This is a genomic window from Streptomyces blastmyceticus (assembly GCF_039521185.1).
Taxonomy (GTDB): Bacteria; Actinomycetota; Actinomycetes; order Streptomycetales; family Streptomycetaceae; genus Streptomyces; species Streptomyces blastmyceticus.
Genome location: NZ_BAAABW010000002.1, coordinates 253,357 through 270,303, shown reverse-complemented (window position 1 = coordinate 270,303; position 16,947 = coordinate 253,357). Strand labels below are relative to the sequence as shown.

General features: G+C 69.6%; 20 protein-coding genes. 4 read left to right on the top strand and 16 right to left on the bottom strand.

Features of this window, described 5'->3' with window-relative positions; translation table 11 throughout:
- Window positions 1-10 precede the first annotated feature (10 nt).
- Complete coding sequence (locus tag ABD269_RS03365; protein ID WP_344115854.1) at window positions 11-904, top strand: phytanoyl-CoA dioxygenase family protein; 894 nt, start codon at window positions 11-13, stop codon at window positions 902-904.
- Between the two features lie 74 nt (window positions 905-978).
- Here the strand turns inward: ABD269_RS03365 and ABD269_RS03360 are convergent, their stop codons facing one another.
- Genes ABD269_RS03360 through ABD269_RS03345 form a run of 4 tightly spaced genes read right to left on the bottom strand, consistent with a single transcriptional unit; the run spans window position 979 to window position 2,688 of the window.
- A complete protein-coding gene (locus ABD269_RS03360; protein ID WP_344115852.1) occupies window positions 979-1,452 on the bottom strand; it encodes a GNAT family N-acetyltransferase in 474 nt (157 codons plus the stop codon).
- Window positions 1,449-1,628: a DUF397 domain-containing protein gene (locus tag ABD269_RS03355; RefSeq protein ID WP_344115850.1), complete on the bottom strand. Its 180-nt coding sequence runs from the start codon at window positions 1,626-1,628 to the stop codon at window positions 1,449-1,451. Before ABD269_RS03355 ends, ABD269_RS03360 begins: the two co-directional genes overlap by 4 nt.
- Window positions 1,625-1,825: a DUF397 domain-containing protein gene (locus ABD269_RS03350; protein ID WP_344115848.1), complete on the bottom strand. Its 201-nt coding sequence runs from the start codon at window positions 1,823-1,825 to the stop codon at window positions 1,625-1,627. The genes ABD269_RS03355 and ABD269_RS03350 overlap by 4 nt, the downstream gene beginning before the upstream one ends.
- An 11-nt stretch (window positions 1,826-1,836) precedes the next feature.
- Window positions 1,837-2,688, bottom strand: a complete 852-nt coding sequence (locus ABD269_RS03345) for a helix-turn-helix domain-containing protein (RefSeq protein ID WP_344115846.1) — start codon at window positions 2,686-2,688, stop codon at window positions 1,837-1,839.
- A 222-nt stretch (window positions 2,689-2,910) separates the two neighbouring features.
- On the opposite strand from ABD269_RS03345, the gene ABD269_RS03340 reads away from it, so the two are divergent.
- Window positions 2,911-3,417, top strand: coding sequence for an ATP-binding protein (locus ABD269_RS03340; protein ID WP_344115844.1), 507 nt, complete (start codon window positions 2,911-2,913; stop codon window positions 3,415-3,417).
- Between the two features lie 210 nt (window positions 3,418-3,627).
- Here the strand turns inward: ABD269_RS03340 and ABD269_RS03335 are convergent, their stop codons facing one another.
- The 4 genes from ABD269_RS03335 to ABD269_RS03320 form a co-directional block, all read right to left on the bottom strand.
- A complete protein-coding gene (locus ABD269_RS03335) occupies window positions 3,628-4,089 on the bottom strand; it encodes an RICIN domain-containing protein (RefSeq protein ID WP_344115841.1) in 462 nt (153 codons plus the stop codon).
- 65 nt (window positions 4,090-4,154) lie between these two features.
- Window positions 4,155-5,162, bottom strand: a complete 1,008-nt coding sequence (locus ABD269_RS03330; protein WP_344115839.1) for a CU044_5270 family protein — start codon at window positions 5,160-5,162, stop codon at window positions 4,155-4,157.
- Window positions 5,159-5,800 carry an RNA polymerase sigma factor gene (locus ABD269_RS03325; RefSeq protein ID WP_425572817.1) on the bottom strand — a complete coding sequence of 214 codons (642 nt, stop codon included), beginning with the start codon at window positions 5,798-5,800 and terminating at the stop codon, window positions 5,159-5,161. Before ABD269_RS03325 ends, ABD269_RS03330 begins: the two co-directional genes overlap by 4 nt.
- A gap of 41 nt (window positions 5,801-5,841) precedes the next feature.
- Window positions 5,842-6,681, bottom strand: coding sequence for a LysR family transcriptional regulator (locus ABD269_RS03320; protein WP_344115834.1), 840 nt, complete (start codon window positions 6,679-6,681; stop codon window positions 5,842-5,844).
- Between the two features lie 101 nt (window positions 6,682-6,782).
- On the opposite strand from ABD269_RS03320, the gene ABD269_RS03315 reads away from it, so the two are divergent.
- Window positions 6,783-7,502: an SDR family oxidoreductase gene (locus ABD269_RS03315; RefSeq protein WP_344115832.1), complete on the top strand. Its 720-nt coding sequence runs from the start codon at window positions 6,783-6,785 to the stop codon at window positions 7,500-7,502.
- A gap of 33 nt (window positions 7,503-7,535) precedes the next feature.
- On the opposite strand, the gene ABD269_RS03310 is transcribed toward ABD269_RS03315, so the two are convergent.
- From ABD269_RS03310 to ABD269_RS03300, 3 genes are all read right to left on the bottom strand, one after another.
- On the bottom strand, window positions 7,536-9,443 hold the full coding sequence (locus ABD269_RS03310; protein WP_344115829.1) for an FtsX-like permease family protein: 1,908 nt from the start codon (window positions 9,441-9,443) through the stop codon (window positions 7,536-7,538).
- Window positions 9,440-10,186, bottom strand: coding sequence for an ABC transporter ATP-binding protein (locus ABD269_RS03305; protein WP_344115827.1), 747 nt, complete (start codon window positions 10,184-10,186; stop codon window positions 9,440-9,442). The genes ABD269_RS03310 and ABD269_RS03305 overlap by 4 nt, the downstream gene beginning before the upstream one ends.
- Window positions 10,187-10,389: 203 nt before the next feature.
- Window positions 10,390-10,752, bottom strand: a complete 363-nt coding sequence (locus tag ABD269_RS03300; RefSeq protein ID WP_344115825.1) for a YybH family protein — start codon at window positions 10,750-10,752, stop codon at window positions 10,390-10,392.
- A gap of 322 nt (window positions 10,753-11,074) precedes the next feature.
- Between ABD269_RS03300 and ABD269_RS03295 the strand changes: the two genes are divergently transcribed.
- The gene (locus ABD269_RS03295) at window positions 11,075-11,884 is read left to right on the top strand and encodes a helix-turn-helix transcriptional regulator (RefSeq protein WP_301893274.1); all 810 of its coding nucleotides are present in this window, start codon (window positions 11,075-11,077) and stop codon (window positions 11,882-11,884) included.
- A gap of 93 nt (window positions 11,885-11,977) precedes the next feature.
- Here the strand turns inward: ABD269_RS03295 and ABD269_RS03290 are convergent, their stop codons facing one another.
- The 5 genes from ABD269_RS03290 to ABD269_RS03270 all read right to left on the bottom strand — a co-directional run bounded on the left by ABD269_RS03290 (window position 11,978) and on the right by ABD269_RS03270 (window position 16,926).
- The gene (locus ABD269_RS03290; RefSeq protein WP_344115821.1) at window positions 11,978-13,453 is read right to left on the bottom strand and encodes an amino acid permease; all 1,476 of its coding nucleotides are present in this window, start codon (window positions 13,451-13,453) and stop codon (window positions 11,978-11,980) included.
- A 76-nt stretch (window positions 13,454-13,529) separates the two neighbouring features.
- Window positions 13,530-13,997, bottom strand: coding sequence for a MoaF-related domain-containing protein (locus tag ABD269_RS03285; RefSeq protein WP_344115819.1), 468 nt, complete (start codon window positions 13,995-13,997; stop codon window positions 13,530-13,532).
- Window positions 13,998-14,036: 39 nt separating this feature from the next.
- Window positions 14,037-14,903 (bottom strand): tyrosinase family protein, encoded by an 867-nt coding sequence (locus ABD269_RS03280; RefSeq protein WP_344115817.1) that lies wholly within the window; start codon window positions 14,901-14,903, stop codon window positions 14,037-14,039.
- A gap of 12 nt (window positions 14,904-14,915) precedes the next feature.
- Window positions 14,916-15,359, bottom strand: a complete 444-nt coding sequence (locus ABD269_RS03275; RefSeq protein ID WP_344115815.1) for a tyrosinase family oxidase copper chaperone — start codon at window positions 15,357-15,359, stop codon at window positions 14,916-14,918.
- 40 nt (window positions 15,360-15,399) lie between these two features.
- Window positions 15,400-16,926 carry an FAD/NAD(P)-binding protein gene (locus ABD269_RS03270; protein WP_344115812.1) on the bottom strand — a complete coding sequence of 509 codons (1,527 nt, stop codon included), beginning with the start codon at window positions 16,924-16,926 and terminating at the stop codon, window positions 15,400-15,402.
- Between the last annotated feature and the right edge of the window lie 21 nt (window positions 16,927-16,947).

The window sequence follows — 16,947 nt, the reverse complement described above, 5'->3', positions numbered from 1 at the left end:
GGAGACGTACATGAGCGATCTGGAACAGGCCGCTGCCGATTATGAAGAGCATGGATTTGCCATCATCCGCAACGTCATCCCCGAGGATCTGCTTAAAGATGCGCGCTCCCATGTCGAGTGGCTTGCAGCGAAGTACCCGGAGCTGCGGCCTGAGCACTTCCACCACCCGCTGATCCGCAACGACGCCTTCTGGGTCCGTCTCATTTCGGACCCGCGCCTTGTGGATATCGGCGAACATTTCCTGGGCCCCGACCTGGCCTGCTTCACAGCGCACTACATTTGCAAGCCGCCATACGACGGCCAGCCGGTGCTGTGGCATCAGGACGGTGCGTACTGGAAGCTGGCGCCGATGAATGCTTTGACGGTGTGGCTGGCAATCGACGAGAGCACCACAGAGAACGGCTGCCTGCGTATGATTCCCGGCAGTCACAAGCTGCCGCTGCACAAGCCGAATTTATGCACGGACCGGCCCAACATGCTCTTCTCGGAGGTCGACGGTGGACTCGTACTTGAGTGGGCCGAGGCGCGGGGTATTGTCGACATCGAGTTGAACCCTGGCGACATTTCGATCCACCACCCGCACCTGTTGCACTGCTCGGAGGCGAACACCTCACCGAGGCGGCGCTGCGGACTCGACATCGGCTACATCGCTACGTCCACGCGCATCGAGAGCAGAGGACTCTACCTGGATCCGGTGCTGGTACGCGGCAAGCCCGTTGATGGCATCAACAACTATCGTGACTTGCCGAGGTATTCGCCTGCCGAGACCATTGCCTTCGCCGGTCATGAGACCTGGAATGATCAGCCCGGCGTCGCCCTCGCCGACGCTCCAGTCGGCGAGACCCCCGAGGTAACAACCGAGCGCATGATCGAGCGGTTGAAGGAAGGCACTGTCGCCCACTGAATCGGGCAGGTCAGTAATGCGCCTGACCAGTACGTTCGGCCCGTTGTCTGCCGACAACGGGCCTTCGACGCGCATCAGTGAAGGTAGCGGCGCATCTCGAAGTGGGCCATGTTCAGGCCGGGGACCGGCTGGAAGTCCTCGCCGCGCGTGAAGCCGAGGCGCTTGTAGAGCGCTACGGCCGGGTCGTTCGCGGCGCCCGTCGTCACGACGATGTCGCGGTCGGGGACGATCTCGGTGAGCAGGTGCGTCAGCAGTTGCGCGGCCAGGCCCTGCCTGAACCATTCCGGGTCCACGCAGAGCCGGTCGATCTCTACGGGGTCGGTGTCCTCCCGCCACGCGATGAAGGCGGCGAGGGTGTTCTCGTGTACGGCGCCCAGCCAGTGGAGTGGCTGGGCGCGCATTTCTTCCAGGGATTCGCGCAGGGCGGGAATGCCGTCGAATGCGATGAGTTCGGCTTCTACGGCGTAGGCGCGATGGCCGATGCGGTGGGTTGTGACGGCGGTGTGCTCGTCGGCCATGTCCAGGGGGAGTATCTGGAACTCGGTCAACGGATATCTCCCTTGAGCATGCGGATGAGTGTGCGGAGTTGGGTGGCGGTGAGGGTGAGGATGGTATGGGGGTTGTCGCTCTCGCGGAGCTGTAGTTTGCCGTTGGGGGCGGCGGCTATGGTCAGGCAGGCGTCACCTTCGGAGCAGTAGGTGGACCGTTGCCAGGCGTGTGTCATGGGCACCCCTCCCTGGTGAGGTGTCCGCCCTTGACGGCGCTGATGAGCGCGCCCAGCTTCGCGGGGGCAGGGGTCAGGACGGAGGTGGGGTCATCGCTCTCGCAGAGAAGGAGTGTGGAACCGTCTGCGGTGGCTATGTTCAGGCAGTTCGCTCCCTCGTGGCTGTAGGAGGACTTCTGCCACGCATAAGTGGCCATTGCTTAACCTCTCAAATCTCTTCCGCAATGTGGTGAATGAGTTCGCGCGACGCGACAGGGTCGAGAGAGCACGTCTCCATCTGGTCCAAGATCACCCTGTACTTGTTCAACTGGACCTCTGCGTCGAGAAACTCGCACCCGTGATCTGTGTCCAGCTGCACGGTGTCGAGCTGCGGAACAGGACCGAAGGCATAGACCACAGGCTGGCCGGAGCCAGGGAAGGTTCCACCGCCGAAAGGCAGTACGAGGACGGTGACGTTTTCGTGCTCGCTCATCTTGATGACGTGCCTCAGCTGGGCGCGAGCCGTGTCCGCCCCTCCGAATCCCATCCGTAGCGCTGCCTCATGAAGGATCACGGTCAGTGGAGTCGGTGCGTCTCCGTACAGGATCGACTGCCGTTTGATGCGGAACGAAACCCGGTGCTCGATCTCGTATGCCTCAAGAGAGGGGACCGTTGACTGGAACAGCGCACGCGCGTGGTCGGCGGTCTGGAGAAGACCGGGCATGTGCAGGATTCCCGCTACCCGGATTGCTTTGGCGTGATGCTCAAGTTCGACAAGGTCGAGGAACCCGGCGCTGAGGATCTCCCGGTATTCCTCCCACCAGCCGCGTGTACGCCCGCCGGTCAGGCCTGCCAGGGCCTCGATGAGATCTCTATCGGGGCAGGTGTAGTTGACGGCCATTGCCCGGACTCGTTCCGCGCTCACCGCGTAGCGACCGGCCTCGATCATGCTCATGCGGGCCTGCTGGAAGCCGAGGCGAGCCGCGGCCGCAGTGGACGACAGGCCCGCGCGCTCGCGGAGCTTGCGCAGCTCGGCGCCAAGTCGGCGTTGTCTCAGCGTCGGAGTGTTGGTTGGTGGCATCGGCCCCTCTGCCCGTCACGCATCGTGCAACTCCGTCACCCGCAGGGGGTAATTCGGAGCCATCTCATCGATCGACTATTAGATCTACCACAGGTTGCTCTACCTTGTGACTCAGGCCACTCACCCGGCCCGCCGCGGACGCGGAAGCGCACCGTCCTGCCCAGGCGCGGGCGGCAATGACACCGGCGCGGCAATCGCAACCACCTCCTCCAAGGAGCCGTCATGGCAACCGTATCCCCGGAGAACACCTGGTCGTACACGCTCAACCTGCCGAACGATCCACGCTCCGCGTGGATCGCCCGCATCACCTTGCGCGGCGTGCTCAGCAGTCACGAGCTCAACGAACTCCGGGACGACGCCGAGCTGTTGACCTCGGAGCTCGTCACCAACGCGTACCGGTACTCCGACGGGCCCGTCGAGCTGCGGATCCGTGAACTGCCCGAGGAGGGCGTACGCATCAGCGTCTGGGACACGAACCCCGACATCCCCGAGCCGTTCGACCGGCCCGCGATCCGGCCCGTCGCACCCAGGAGGGCGGCGGAAACAACGTACGGGCGGGGGCTGTTGATCGTCCGGCGCTGCGCGGACAACTGGGGGAGCCACTCCTTCGGGGAGGGCTGGTCGGGGCCGGGGTTCCGCGGCAAGTGGCTGTGGTGCGAGCTCGGCGCGAAGAAGCCCGCCGGGGGCGCCCGTCGCCGCAAGGTGACGCCCCTGGTCGGCGGGGCATGAGAAGACGGTCAGGTCGCATGGTCATCGGTATTGCGTGCCGTATGCATGGGGGCAAGCTAGGGGCCGTACGGCGGCGGATACGTACGGCGCTCGGTAAATGCCCCTGACTGCACGCGAATTGGTGGCGGCTCGCGCGGGTGTTCGGCGCTCTCGCGGATCCGCCCTGCCGGAGGGAGCCCGGCAGGGCGGATCGGCGCGTACCGGAAGGGATCAGGCCGCGGTGAACGTCCAGATCCTGCTGCCGTCGTCCCCGTGGAAGCCCTTCAGCGGCTTGCCGGCGGTGGCGGTTTCGGCTGCTATCCGGGAGATGTATTCCCCATTGGCTATCTCGAAGCCGCCGTCGACGCTGCGCAGCCACCAGAGCTGGGTGTAGTCGCCGTCCTTGGCGGGCGCCTGCGTGACGGGTCCCATGCCGTCGCCGCCCAGGGTCAGGCAAAGCCCGCTGTGCACGCTGACGATCCGGAAGCGGGAGCCGCTGACGGCCTGGATCTTCCAGCGCTGATTGGCCCCGCGGTGGAGGTTCCACAGGATCGCGGCGGCGCCCGCGTCCTTCGAGGCGCCCGACACGTCGAACGTGAGGTTCGGGTTCTTCGTGAGCGTGATGAACGCTTCGTCCGGCACGTCGACGTTGATGTATTCGTCACCGATGACAAGAACCCTGAGCTTCGGCACGGCGCATCCTCCAAGATCACATTCGGTGGGTACTCCGGCACGGTAGGTGGCGAAGACCGGTGCGATCAAGAGGGCATTCGGCCACCCGAATTGATCGTGCCGTCGCCCGGAAGCTCCTTCTTCGCGTTCACCACGGACCGCTTGACGACCACGCTCTCGGAGGTGACGGCGCCGGGCTCGAGCCCCCGGTACGGCTCGACCAGGACTTCGCGCCGGCCGAGGTACTCGTACGTGTTCGCGTCGAAGATCCACTCCTGGCGGCTGTTGCGATAGGTGTGCGTGATGGCGATGCCGGTCCGGCCGGTCGCGTCGGTGGCCTTGTCCATGAGGGCGACGCCCGGGATCTCGGCGGCCGCCTTGAACAACGCGGCGCTGATCTCCGGTGGCGCGATCTGCTCGTCCAGCAGCTGGCCTATTTCCCCGAACGCCGACCAGTCGTCCTGCGCGTCGCCCGGCTTGCCGCCTCTGTAAAGGCGCTTGAGCAGGGCGTCGGGATCAGTGGGGAGGGCCTTGACGCTGTTGTAGGAGCCCCAGTCGGTGACTTCGCGGGCGGGGTCGCGGTCGAGGTCCTCGCCGTTCTTGTCCATGAACTTATGGCCGGGCTCATAGATGAAATTCTTGAGGCCGTCGGGAGAGTGCCAGACCTGGCGCGAGTGCAGCGGGGTCACGACGAGCCTCTCCTTGCCACTCGACCTGTCGACGTACCCGCCCGTCACCTTGCTCTCCACGTAGATGTACTGGTCGGGGCGGGGCTCCAGCGCGGGCTGATGTGCCGCCGCGAGCGAGATCCGGTCCACGGTCGCCGTCAGGGTGTTGGTGGTGCCGGCCTCCGACGGGCCGTCCGTCGTGAAGATCGCGGCGGCCGCGAGCACGGCCGCGGCGACCGGGAGTGCGACATCGACCGTACGGCGGGCGCGGGAGCGCGGCGCGCTGCGGCGGGCCTCGGCCATCAGGCTCTCTTCGAGCAGGTTCTGCCGGGCCTCCGGCAGGGCGGTGTCGACCGGCTGGGGCAGCAGGAGGTCGAAGTCGCCGAGTTCGAGCGGCTCTTGGGGCCGCCGGGACGTACGCATCATCGGTTCCACTTCTGGGTCGGCCGGTTCAGGTGCAGGCGGGTCGCCGCCTCGTCGGCGCTCTGCCGGAGCTCGTGCTCGGCGAGCTTGCGCAGGCGTTCGCGGGCCCGGAACAGCCGCGACCGCACGGTGCCGAGTGCTATGCCCAGGGCCTCGGCCGCCTCCGCGTAGCTCAGCCCGGACCAGACGCAGAGGGTGACGACCTCGCGCTCGGACCGCCGCAGCTTCCCCAGGGCGCTCTTGGCGGCGGCGAGCCGCTCGGCGTCCGCGATCCTGCTCACCACCTCGCCCGCGATGTCCGGCACGGCTTCCTTGGCGGGCATGCGGGCCAGGGCCTTCTCATGCCGACGGGCGGCGCGGCTGGTGTTGCGCTGGACGTTCACCGCGATCCCCATCAACCACGCCTTTGCTCGCTCGGGCTCCTCGGGAAGCCTGGCGCGCAGCCGCCAGGCCTCAAGAAAGGTGAGCGAGACGACGTCCTCGGCGGTGGACCGGTCGCCGGTGGTGCGGATCGCGTAACGGTGGACGAGCTGGGCATGCGCGCGGAAGAGGCGGCGGAAGGGTTCGGGGTCGCCGTCTCTGATGCGGGTTTGTAGTGACGTCACGTCTTGATATGTCCGGCGGAGGATGGGGGTTCCCATGATCTGGGTCACTCGGCGGACGGGTGCGGGCCTTATGGCCTTCAGGCCCGGCAGGTTCCGCAGACCTGTGCGGGGCCGCCTTCCGTGCGGACCAGGGCGGATGCGGCGTCGACGAAGGCGCGGATGCGGGCGTTGTCCGCCGCTGTCCGCCACACCGCACCGAACTCGGCGGGTGGCGCGTCCGGGTAGGGGACGAAGGCGATGGTCGGGCGGGTCTGGTAGACCGCTGTCTGGCTCGGGACGGGGTGGACGCCGTGCCCGGCGCCGACTCGGGCCAGCGTCTCCTGGAGCGAGCCGGCCGGCAGTACGTTCTCATCGGTGAGGTCGTCCGCGCTGACCGCGTCGCGGCGGGCCAGCCGGTGGCGGGCGGGGACGGCGAGCATCACGGCGTCGGATATCAGCACCGGCCCGGCGGTCAGGTCCGGTTCGGCGACGGGGAATCGGACGATGGCCAGGTCGGCCTCGCCGGACCGGAGGGGGCCGTACGGATCGGCTTCGGGGACCTCGTGGAGGCGCACCTCGCACTCGGGGCTGCCGACGCGCAAGGCGGTCTGGACGGAGAGCACCAGGTCGCCCTGGAGCGCCCCGGAGAAGCCCACGTGCAGTGGTCCGGTGACACCCCGGCCGGCCTCGGTCGCGCGTGCGATGCCTTCCTGGATGCGTACGAACGCCGGGCCGATGTCGTCCCGGAGGCGACGGCCCACCGGGGTGAGGGCGACCCGCCGGCTGGTCCGCTCGAACAGCGCGGTGCCGAAGCGGCGCTCCAGCTTCTTGATGGTCTGGCTGACCCGGGCCTGCGAGACGAGCAGCCGCTCGGCTGTGCGCGCGAAGTGCAGTTCCTCGGCGAGCGTCAGGAAGATCTCGATCTCACGGCTTTCCATAACCCTCAGGTTATCGATCGTTGCGGGGTCGGGCGTTGTTCGGGAGGCGCCGCGCGAGCAGGGTTGATGACGTCCGCAAGTCACGAGGAACGGAGCACTCCATGGCACAGCCGCTCATCGTCATCACCGGCGCCGGTTCGGGCATCGGCGCGGCCACCGCACGCGCCTTCGCCGACCGCGGTCACCCGCTCCTGCTGCTCGGCCGCCGCCTCGACCGGCTCACCGGCCCTGGCCTGCCCCGTGCGATGGCGCGGGCCGTGGACGTCACCGACCGCGCCGCGGTGGCCGCCGCGGTCGCCGAGGCCGAGGCCGCCTTCGGCCCCGCCGACGCGATCGTGAACAACGCCGGGACGATGCTGCTCGGCGAGGTCGCCGCCCAACCGGCCGGGGAATGGGACCAGATGGTGGACGTGAACGTGCGCGGCCTGCTCAACGGCATCGCCGCCGTACTGCCCGGCATGGTCGACCGCGGCACCGGCACGGTCATCAACATCGGCTCGGTGGCAGGCCTCAAGAGCTACCCGAACCACACCGTCTACAGCGGCACCAAAGCCGCGGTGCACGCGATCTCCGAGAGCCTGCGCGAGGAGGTCGCCGCGCACGGAGTGCGGGTGGTGACCATCGCCCCGGGCGCGGTCCGCACGGACCTGCTCTCGCACACCACCGACGAGGCCGCCAAGGCCGATTACCAGGCATTCAAGGACACGGTGGAACTGCCGACGGCCGACGAGATCGCGGAGGCGGTCCGCTGGGTCTACGAGCAGCCGCAGCGGATCACCATCCGCGAACTGGTCCTGGCCGCGACCGGTCAGGCCGCGTGACGCGCGACCGGCCTGGCGAGGCACCGCCACCCGCTATTCCGCTCCGCGCAGCGCCGCCGAAGGGCCCTGGCGCAGGGCGATGCGCGTGACCAGGATTCCTGTCGCCAGCGCGAGCGCGCCTGATCCGGCCAGGATGAGCGCCGTCGTCGCCGTCGACACATGAGGGTCCGCGGAGCCCGTGAGCGAGCGGCTGACCGTGGTCAGGACCCCCCAGGCCACGGCGGCGCCGACCAGCAGTGCGGCCAGGACGGTGACCGCGCTCTCCAGGCGCATCATGCGGACGACTTGTTCGCGGGTGGCGCCCACGAGGCGGAGGAGAGCGAACTCGCGTGACCGCTCCATGGTGGTCATGACCGAGGTGTTGACCACCGAGATCGAGGTGAAGACGGTGACCACGACCAGAAGCAGATAGGTCGCGGTCATCGAGGCGTCCTGCCGGCGCTTGGCCTCGGCCCGGTATTCGGTGCGGTCGAGCACCCGCCACGTCGGATGGTCACGGCGCAACGCGGCCAGACTGTTGTCGGCGGCGGTGCGCACGTAGACCGTGTCCGGTCCTTGCGGGGTGCCCACCGGGTGTGCGGCGTAGAGCTGTTGGCTGAGCACGGCGTCCCCGAAGCCGCGGCTGCGGGTGTAGACCGCCGCGACCCGGACGCGTTCCGTACGGAAGTCCGGCATGCGCACCCGCAGTTCGTCTCCGACCCGTGCGTGGGAGCGGTGAGCCACCCTCTCGCTCAACGCGATGTCGTGGAGACCGAGTCCGTCGAGTGAACCTTCGGCCGGGCCGAGGTCGAGGACCTGCCCGAGTCGGCCCTCCGTGACGGCCTGGGCGGTGGCGGTGCTGCCCGCCGCGTCGGGTCCGTCACCCGTCAGGATCTCGACGTACGTGGCGGTGGTGCCGACGGCGGTGACGGTTCCCGGAAGACGGCTCACCGTCGGGGCCGCGGTGACGGGGAGGCCTTTGCCCGACGCCTGAACCAGGTGGTCGGCCACCATGCGTTCGTTGTCCTGGCGCTGGTACTCCCGCCACTTCATCTGCGGTACGAGCAGGGCGACGGCCGCGAAGGCGACGGTGAGTGCGAGCGGCACCACGGCGGCGGCCAGCCGTCGGTGCCCCAGGTTCAGGTTGGCCCTGACGAGAAAACCGACTCCGGGGAAGAGCACGTGGCAGAGGATCCCGAAGGCGAAGCCGGCCAGTCGGCCGATCCACGGCGCGAGCAGGGCCACGGCGACCATCAGGACCATGACCATGCCCGTGGCCGTGTTGGCGGCGTCGGACTGCTCGGAGCCCGCGATCGCCGAGAGCCCCCAGATGCCACCGGCCAGCACGGCCAGCCCGATGGCCGTACGTACCACTCCGGCACGGCGGTTGGGCATGGCCGCCTCGCCGAGCGCCTGGACGGCCCGGACCCGCGAGGCCCGCCTGCCACTGCCCCACACGGCGACCTCGGCGGTCACCCAGCAGATCGCCACGGCGGACAGCAGGCTCAGCGGACCGATGGACAGCCGGAAGGCGTCAGGGACCATCGAACGGTCCACGAGCACGGACCGGATTCCGGCGGCGATCAGAACTCCCAGGCCGCAGCCGGGGACGACGGCCGTGACGGTGACCACCAGCGCTTCCAGGCCGATCAGGCGGCGTACCTGCCCGGGGGTCGCGGCCACCGCGCGCAGGAGGGCGATCTCCCGGGTGCGCTGCTGGACCGAGAGGGAGAAGGTTCCGGACACCGCGAAGGCGGCGACGAAAAGGCAGATGAAGCCGAACGGCACCGCGAAGGACACCATGTCCGTGCCGCCCTGTCCGGCCGGCGTCCGGTTTCCCGACTCCAGCAGCACCGCGCACGCGGTGATCAGGGCCTGGGCACAGACCATGGCGGTGAAGGAGCCTGCGAACGAGACCTTCCGCGCCCGTACGGTCTGCCAGGCCAGCTGAAGGAGGATCATCGTCGATCCCCCAGCCGGGCCAGCCGCTCGGCGATCACCTCGGCCGTCGGCGACCGGAGCGCTTCCGTGATCCGTCCGTCCTCCAGCAGGAGGACCGCGTCCGCGTACGAGGCGGCGACCGGGTCGTGGGTGACCATGACCACGGTCTGGCCGACCTCGTCCACCAGGCCGCGCAGGAGCTGTAACACCGCGCGCCCGGTGGTGGTGTCCAGCGCGCCGGTGGGCTCGTCGGCGAAGACCACTTCGGGTCGGCCGATCAGGGCCCGGGCGATGGCCACCCTCTGCTGCTGGCCCCCCGACAGCTCGTCGGGGCGGTGCCGACGGCGCTCCATGAGCCCCGTGTACTGGATCAGGTGGTCGAGCCAGTCCCGGTCCAGCCGCAGTCGGCTTCCTGCCAGCCGTACGGGGAGCGTGATGTTCTGCTCGGCGGTCAGCGCGGGGAGGAGGTTGAAGCCCTGGAAGACGAAGCCGACACGTTCACGCCGCAGAAGCGTGAGGGCTTTCTCGCTGAGACCGCCCAGCGGCTGGTCACCGATCTCGACCGTGCCGGTGTCGGGCTTCTCGAGCCCCGAAGCGCAATGCAGGAACGTGCTCTTGCCGGAACCGGAGGGGCCCATGACAGCGGTGAAGGTGCCGTAGGGCAACTCGGTGGAGACGTTGTCGAGGGCGGTCACCGCGTTCCGCCCTCGACCATGGGTCTTGCTGACACCGCGCAGCCGGACGGCCCATGGATGACTTCTCACCGGGGCTCCGGGGTGGCGGGTCGGCCACCTGCGGGGTAACTCCCCGATGGGATCGGCTCCTGCGCCGCCGTGCTCGCTCACGCTTGCCCTCTCCTGCCCCCGGGGAGTTCACGCGCCCGGTGACGTTGTGACGCCTGTGGCAAATGCCTTGTGTGCCAGCTTAGTTATGCATGGCAGGGGCATGCGTCGGGCGTCGAGGGCCGTCAGGCGAGCTTCGACACGTGGTACTGGCGGATCTGCCAGGTGTCGTCCACGTGCTGGGCCACCACCGACAGGCGTACGGGCAGCTTGACCCCGGACGCGTCCGTGAAGGTGACCGTCGCGAAGCCGGTCACGGATTCGGCGCCGAGTGTGCGGGAGTGGAGGAGTTCCACGGTGGCCGTCATGCCGGGCGGGACGTTCTCGTAGTACGTGGTGATCTCGGCGCGGCCCGCCAGGAGCCGGGGGGAGAGGCCCTGGAAAAGGGCGTCCTCGGTGAAGAGGGCGACGATGTCCTTCACCCGGTGTTCGTCGAAAGAGGCCCGCCAGTTCTCCAGCAGGACCGCCAATACACCAGAGCCGACCATTCGCTCCTCATTCCTGCGTATCGAAGGTTACGTGTTTGTGCAACCAGCAGTATCTGTTGCACTGAACCCCTACATCTTTGATTGAAAGGTGCATAATTGCGCCATGCAGGATCACGCAATGCAGTACTTGGGGGAATGCTGCAGCGGGTCGCACCCTGCCGACGGGGCCGATGCCCTGTGCGGCGAGGGTCTGACGCGCTATCGGCAGGCCGTGGTCAAGGGATGTACGCCGAAGGAGGGGGCTCCGCAGTGTCTGTTGCGGAAGGGGTTGCTGGTGACACCACCGGACGACCCGGAAATCTTGGTACCTGTCGCACCCGAGGTGGCGCTCGCTGAGCTCGTGCGGCCCATCGAGCAGTCGCTGGAGCGGCAGCGGATGGACGCGCAGAGCCTCGCCGGTGCCTTCGTCCCGGTGCACGCGATCTACACCGCGGCCAAGCGGGAACACCAGGGCTGGGCGATGCCGATCCACGGGGAACGGGTCATCAACTCCACGCTGGTGCACGCCGTCCGCTCGTGCCAGGACGAGCTGATGACCGTACAGCCGGGGGGCGAACGGCTGGTCTACGACCTGGAGGAGCTGGATCACGTACGGCGCAGGACCCGGCACCGGAGCCTGTACCAGCACGCGGTGCGCACCCAGTCGGCGACGATGCGGCACATCGAGGAGATCGTGGGGGCGGGCGGCGAAGTCCGCACGCTGGACCACGTCTTCGACCGGCTCGTGGTCATCGACCGGGCGGTGGCGTACGTGCCGGGCGACGACGCCCGGCGGACCACGGCGCTGGAGATCCGGCACCCCGCCATCGTCTCGTTCCTCGTCCAGGTCTTCGAGGAGGCGTGGGAGCGGGCCACCCCCGTGGTCGCCGCGGCCCCGCGCTCCCTGGAGCCGGTCGTCACGGACGAGACGCAGCGCGCCATCATGCGGATGCTGGTGGCCGGTTACACCGACGACGCGATCGCCCGCCGGCTGGGCATCAGCCGGCGGACCGTGGCCGGGCGGGTGAGCCGGATCTCCGCGTCGCTGCGCAGCCGCAGCCGGGCGCAGCTGGGGTATCTCATCGCGACGACGGGGATGCTGCCGATGGACGACGGACTGCCGGAGGAGCCGGAGGAGGAGCTCTCGGCCTGACCGTACGGAGCCGGGGCCGGGCGGGTCGCCACCCGCCCGGCCCCTACCCGTCCCCGGCCCCGTCCCTGAGCGTTCCGCCGGAAGTCCGGTACGTCAGCCGCGGGTGGGCCGTGGCTGGTCGCGCAGTTCCCCGCGCCCCTTCGGGGCACTGCCGAACGGCATGCTGCGTACCGCCGCGATGCCCAGCAGCACAAGCACCAGCAGGGCCGACCACCCGAGCTGGCCGCGGGCCTTGACGTCGAGGGCCATCAGCACCAGCACCGTCACGATGCCCACCACGGCGGTCCAGGACAGATACGGGTAGCCGCGCATCCGCACCACCAGCGCCTCGGGCGAGTCGCGTTCGAGGCGGCGGCGCAGCACCAAATGGGCCACCGCCACCGTCAGCCACATGAAGAGCATCGCCCCGCCCATGGCCTTGGCCAGGAACGGCAGGATCCGCTCGGGCCACGCGTGGTCGAGCGCGATGGAGCAGAACCCGAAGGCCGCGGACGCCGCCACCGCGAGCCGGGGCGCGCCGCGCCGCGAGGTGCGCAGCAGCGCCCGGGGGGCGTCGCCGCGGGCGGCGAGCGAGTGGGCCATGCGCGAGGCGCCGTAGAGGTTGGCGTTCATCGCCGACAGCAGGGCGATGAGGACGACGACCTCGATGAGCCGGCCCGCGCCGGGGACGCCGAGCCGGTCGAGCACGGCGACGTACGGGCTGCGGCCGGGCTCGGCGGAGTCCCAGGGGAGCAGGGCGACGATCACCGCGATCGAGCCGAGGTAGAAGAGGCTGATGCGCCAGATGGCGCTGTTGACGGCCTTGGTGACCGAGCGGGCGGGGTCGCCGGACTCGGCCGCCGCCATGGTGATGACCTCCATGCCGCCGAAGGCGAAGACGACGGCGAGCAGCCCGGCGACGATGCTGTTCCAGCCCTGCGGGACGAAGCCGCCGTGGCCGGTGATGTTGTCCAGGCCGGGGGAGTGGACGCCGGGCAGGGCGCCGCACATCGCGGTGACGCCCAGCGCGAGGAACGCGATGATCGCGGCGACCTTGATGCCCGCGAACCAGAACTCGGCCTCGCCGAACGACGCGACGGAGAGCATGTTCGCGATGGTGAAGACGGCCAGGGCGACCAGGGCGAAGGTCCACTGCGGGACGGCGGGCAGCCACTGGTGGAGGATGCTCGACGCGGCGATCAGCTCGATCGCGATGGCGATGACGGTCACCCACCAGTAGAGCCAGCCGGCGGTGAAACCGGCCCACTTGCCCAGGGCGCGTTCGGCGTAGACGGAGAACGAGCCGCTGGCGGGCATGTTCGCCGCCAGTTCGCCGAGCATCCGCATCACCAGCAGGGCGAGGCCCGCGGCGAGCGCGTACGAGACGATGATGGCGGGTCCGGCGACGCGCAGCCCGGTGCCGGAGCCCACGAACAGCCCGGCGCCGATGACGCCGCCGAGGGCGAGCATGGTCAGGTGCCGGGGGCGCAGGCCGTTGCCGAGCTCCCCGCCTTCCTTCGGGCCGGCCGTCTCCGGGGTTGTCGGCTGGTGTCCGGCCTCGGCCGGTGCCTTGGTCGCTTGAGCGGCCATGGGTGATATCGCTCCTGGGGAGAGACCTGGGGAGAGAAAGGCGCAGGCGGGGCCCATCGGGCCCCGCCCACGGACACTACTGGGCGGAGACGCGCTCCAGCTTCGCGGTGTGCAGCTCGCCGGCGCGGCCGCCGTCGGGGGTGCCGTACGTCCAGTAGATGCTCACCGTCTTGGTGCGCAGGTCCATGACGTGGCTGACGGTCATGCCGGACGCCTCGACCCAGTTGACGAAGTACAGGCCGTCGCCGACCTCGCGGACGGTGAGCTTCTCCTGGCCGCTCTTGCCCTCCATGGGGCCGGCGAGGGCGGTCCAGTCGAGGGTCTTGCCGTCGGCGGAGTAGGAGTTGCGCAGGACGGCGCCGTTGTCGAGGGTCAGCACGTAGGTGTGCCCGGCGAAGGCGGGCGTGGTGCTGCGCACGGCGGCGGCGGCGGACGTGGCGGGCACGGCGGCCGGGTCGGCGGGGGCGGCCTGGGCGGTGCCCGCCGCGCCGAGGGCGATCAGGGCGGCTGCCGCGACAGCCGGGACCGTGTGACGAATGCGCATGGTGATTCCTCTTATCGACTCGGTGGGAAATGAAGGGTGTTATTCCGCGTAGCGGTAGTAGCGCTCGTGGTCCAGGAGGTCGGACGGCCGCGCGCCCCACGGGTCCATGGGCTCGTCGAGGCTGATGACCCGCCCGAACTGGGGGTCACCGGCGGGCACCTTCTTGCGCGGCTCGTAGCTCGCGCCGGGGTGCTTGCGCTGCCAGCGGGCCCAGATCAGGTCGATGAAGGTGTGGTGGAGCCAGAAGACCGGGTCGTTGGGCGAGGTGCCGCCGGTCATCTGGCCGCCGACCCACAGGTGGACGCGGTTGTGGTTGGTCCAGCCCCGGTCGGCGCCGACGGTCCAGCCCTCGATCTTGTTGCGGAAACCGGCCGTGGTGACGGTGGAGTCCCAGGGCGCGGTGTCGTAGACGGGGTCGTCGACGGCGTGGGCCAGCTCCTGCCTGGTGGGCAGGGCGACGGGGGCGCCGGAGTGGCCGAGGTCCCGCATCAGGAACTTCTCCTCCGTCACGCCCACGTTGATCGGCCAGTTGCCGGCCGCGTAGGCGAACGGGCCCGTCATGACCTGCCCGTCGGACGCCCGGCCCGTGCCGCCCAGGAAGTCGTCGGCCCACAGCGAGGAGGTGGGCGACTGGTCGACGGTCCAGTCCCAGTACGGCAGGGTCACGTCCGCATCGACGGACTGCAGGTCGCGCTCGAACTCCAGCAGGAACCGGCGGTGCCAGGGGAAGAACGAGGGGGACATGTGGCCGACCCGCACGCCCGCTTCGCCGTCGGAGACGAAGTACTTGCCGTGCAGCTTGACGTATTCGTCGTAGCGGCCCCGGCGCTTGAGCTCCAGCAGGGCGGCGACGAACTTCTTCTTCTCGGCGCTGGTGAGATTCTTCTGGTTCTTGCGTGTGTACACCGGTGCTCCGGATCAGTGGTGGTGCGTCGTGGTGAGCGACAGCTGTGCGGTGCCGATCCGGTCGACGGCGGCGCGGGCGACGGCGAGCGGCGTGGGGAACGACTCGTAGTGGTTCACCAGGCTCAGATAGGTGCCGTCCGCACGGCGCATCACATGCAGCGGGCGCCCGTCGATGCTGATCTCGATGCCGGGTACGTCGGGCGCCGCGGCGGCGCCCTTGCGGTAGGCGGCGGGCCGCGCGCCGCAGGTGGACAGCGTCCTGCCCTGGATGCGGCGGCCCCGGTAGGTCTCCTCGAAGGAGTCCGTCACCACGTCCGGGCCCCCGTTCCGGGCGGCCGCGGCTGTGTCGTCGGCCTGGTCGGCCAGGACGACGGGCGCGAGCGCCGCGCCGGTACCGGTGACGACGGCGGCGGTGAACGCCGTCATGAGCACATTTCTGCGGGTGACCGTGGTCATCCTTGTGTTTCCCCCGTGATTCTCATGGTGTTCGCGTGGTTCAGGCGGTGCCGATGTGCACGGCCTCGATGTCCTCGGCGATGGCGCGGACGATGTCGTCGGCGCGCTCGGCCACCGAGGGCATGCCGGAGGTGAAGAACAGCGTCCCGGCGCCCAGGTCGCCGATCGCGTGCATGCGCCGGTGCACCCGGCCGTGGCCCGCGATGCGGCTGGTGGACGGCTCGATGTGCAGCCCGCCGGAGGGGTGGTACTCGGCCGCCTCCTCCTCGACGAGCGACTCGACGAACGGGTGGGCCTCCACCGGGACCCGGTGTGAGGGCGCGCTGACCGCGTTGACCACCACGTCCGTCTCGTAGCTGTCGTCACCGACGGCGACGTAAAAGCCGTCACTGGCAAGCGGCTTGACGTTCCACAGCCCGCCGGTCACCCGCAGCCGGCCCTCTTCGTGCAGCCTGAGCAGCGTGCGGGCGTTGGCCGGGGGCATCGGGCAGCACAGGCTCATGATCGCCCGGTAGTGGTTCTCGCGGATGAACTCCTGGTCCTCCGCGTGCAGCAGCGTCCAGGCGTCGGGGCCGCTCTCCGGGATCGCGTGCTGCATGATCCGCATGCCCAGGTCGGTGGAGTCGATGTTCTCGTACTGCCGGATCAGCCGGGCGACGGGCTCCTCCCGGTCGATGGAGAACAGCTCGGCCAGCACCCCGGCGGGGCCCGCGCCGTGCTCCGCCAACTCCCGCTCCAGCAGCCCGAGGAGCTCGGCGAGACCGATCCGGCCGTCGGGGCTCGCGGCCGCCAGCGCCCGCAGGGAGGCGGGGGTGAAGTGCCGCAGCTCCGGGTGGATGGGGCGCTGCCGGACCGCCGGGAGGGCGCCGTTGCGGGACGCCATGGTGATCCGGCCCCGGTGGCCGCGCGCGGCCAGGGAGACGACGACGTCGACGGCGGCGAGGCCGGTGCCGAGCACGGTGACGTCGGCGGTCTCCGGGATCGCGGGCAGCGTCCGCGTCAGCGGGTACGGGTCGCCGTGGAACCCGGGGGTGCCCGCCAGGTCGTAGTGGTCGGCCGGGCGGCCCGCGCCGACCGAGCAGATCACGTAGTCGAAGGTCTCGGCGCGGCCCCCGGCGGTGGTCAGGACGACGTCGTCCGCCCGCTGCCGGGCCCCGACGACGGCGTCCCGGACGACGGTCACCGGCCAGTCGCCGAGGGCGAGTTCGGCGCGGGCCTGCTCGGCCGTCCGCTCCAGATAGCTGCCGAAGACGTGGCGGGGCGGGAAGTGGCCGTCGGCGGCGTAGTCGCCGACGCCGTGGGGGAAGCCCGTCTCGCCGAGCCAGCGCAGGAAGCTCTCCGGGTCGTCCGTGGTGGCCGACATCTCCGAGGGGATGATGTTGGCCAGCACGGAGTCGACGTCACGCTGGTAGGCGCGGCCCCGCCACAGATTGTCCGAGGGCTCGAAGACGGTGATCGACCCGGGGCCGCGCCCCGGAGTGCGGGATATCCGGTCCAGCAGGCAGACGGCTGCCGCTCCGCCGCCGACGATGCCGATGCGCATCCGCGGGCGGTCACTTGCGTTCATGGTCATGGTCATCTTTCGGGA

Excerpts from the sequence above, each read along its gene's own strand:
- ABD269_RS03365 (WP_344115854.1), top strand. The coding sequence starts at position 11 with ATGAGCGATCTGGAACAGGCCGCTGCCGATTATGAAGAGCATGGATTT.
- ABD269_RS03355 (WP_344115850.1), bottom strand. The coding sequence starts at position 1,628 with ATGACACACGCCTGGCAACGGTCCACCTACTGCTCCGAAGGTGACGCC.
- ABD269_RS03350 (WP_344115848.1), bottom strand. The coding sequence starts at position 1,825 with ATGGCCACTTATGCGTGGCAGAAGTCCTCCTACAGCCACGAGGGAGCG.
- ABD269_RS03345 (WP_344115846.1), bottom strand. The coding sequence starts at position 2,688 with ATGCCACCAACCAACACTCCGACGCTGAGACAACGCCGACTTGGCGCC.
- ABD269_RS03340 (WP_344115844.1), top strand. The coding sequence starts at position 2,911 with ATGGCAACCGTATCCCCGGAGAACACCTGGTCGTACACGCTCAACCTG.
- ABD269_RS03330 (WP_344115839.1), bottom strand. The coding sequence starts at position 5,162 with ATGATGCGTACGTCCCGGCGGCCCCAAGAGCCGCTCGAACTCGGCGAC.
- ABD269_RS03325 (WP_425572817.1), bottom strand. The coding sequence starts at position 5,800 with ATGGGAACCCCCATCCTCCGCCGGACATATCAAGACGTGACGTCACTA.
- ABD269_RS03320 (WP_344115834.1), bottom strand. The coding sequence starts at position 6,681 with ATGGAAAGCCGTGAGATCGAGATCTTCCTGACGCTCGCCGAGGAACTG.
- ABD269_RS03315 (WP_344115832.1), top strand. The coding sequence starts at position 6,783 with ATGGCACAGCCGCTCATCGTCATCACCGGCGCCGGTTCGGGCATCGGC.
- ABD269_RS03310 (WP_344115829.1), bottom strand. The coding sequence starts at position 9,443 with ATGATCCTCCTTCAGCTGGCCTGGCAGACCGTACGGGCGCGGAAGGTC.
- ABD269_RS03300 (WP_344115825.1), bottom strand. The coding sequence starts at position 10,752 with ATGGTCGGCTCTGGTGTATTGGCGGTCCTGCTGGAGAACTGGCGGGCC.
- ABD269_RS03290 (WP_344115821.1), bottom strand. The coding sequence starts at position 13,453 with ATGGCCGCTCAAGCGACCAAGGCACCGGCCGAGGCCGGACACCAGCCG.
- ABD269_RS03285 (WP_344115819.1), bottom strand. The coding sequence starts at position 13,997 with ATGCGCATTCGTCACACGGTCCCGGCTGTCGCGGCAGCCGCCCTGATC.
- ABD269_RS03275 (WP_344115815.1), bottom strand. The coding sequence starts at position 15,359 with ATGACCACGGTCACCCGCAGAAATGTGCTCATGACGGCGTTCACCGCC.
- ABD269_RS03270 (WP_344115812.1), bottom strand. The coding sequence starts at position 16,926 with ATGAACGCAAGTGACCGCCCGCGGATGCGCATCGGCATCGTCGGCGGC.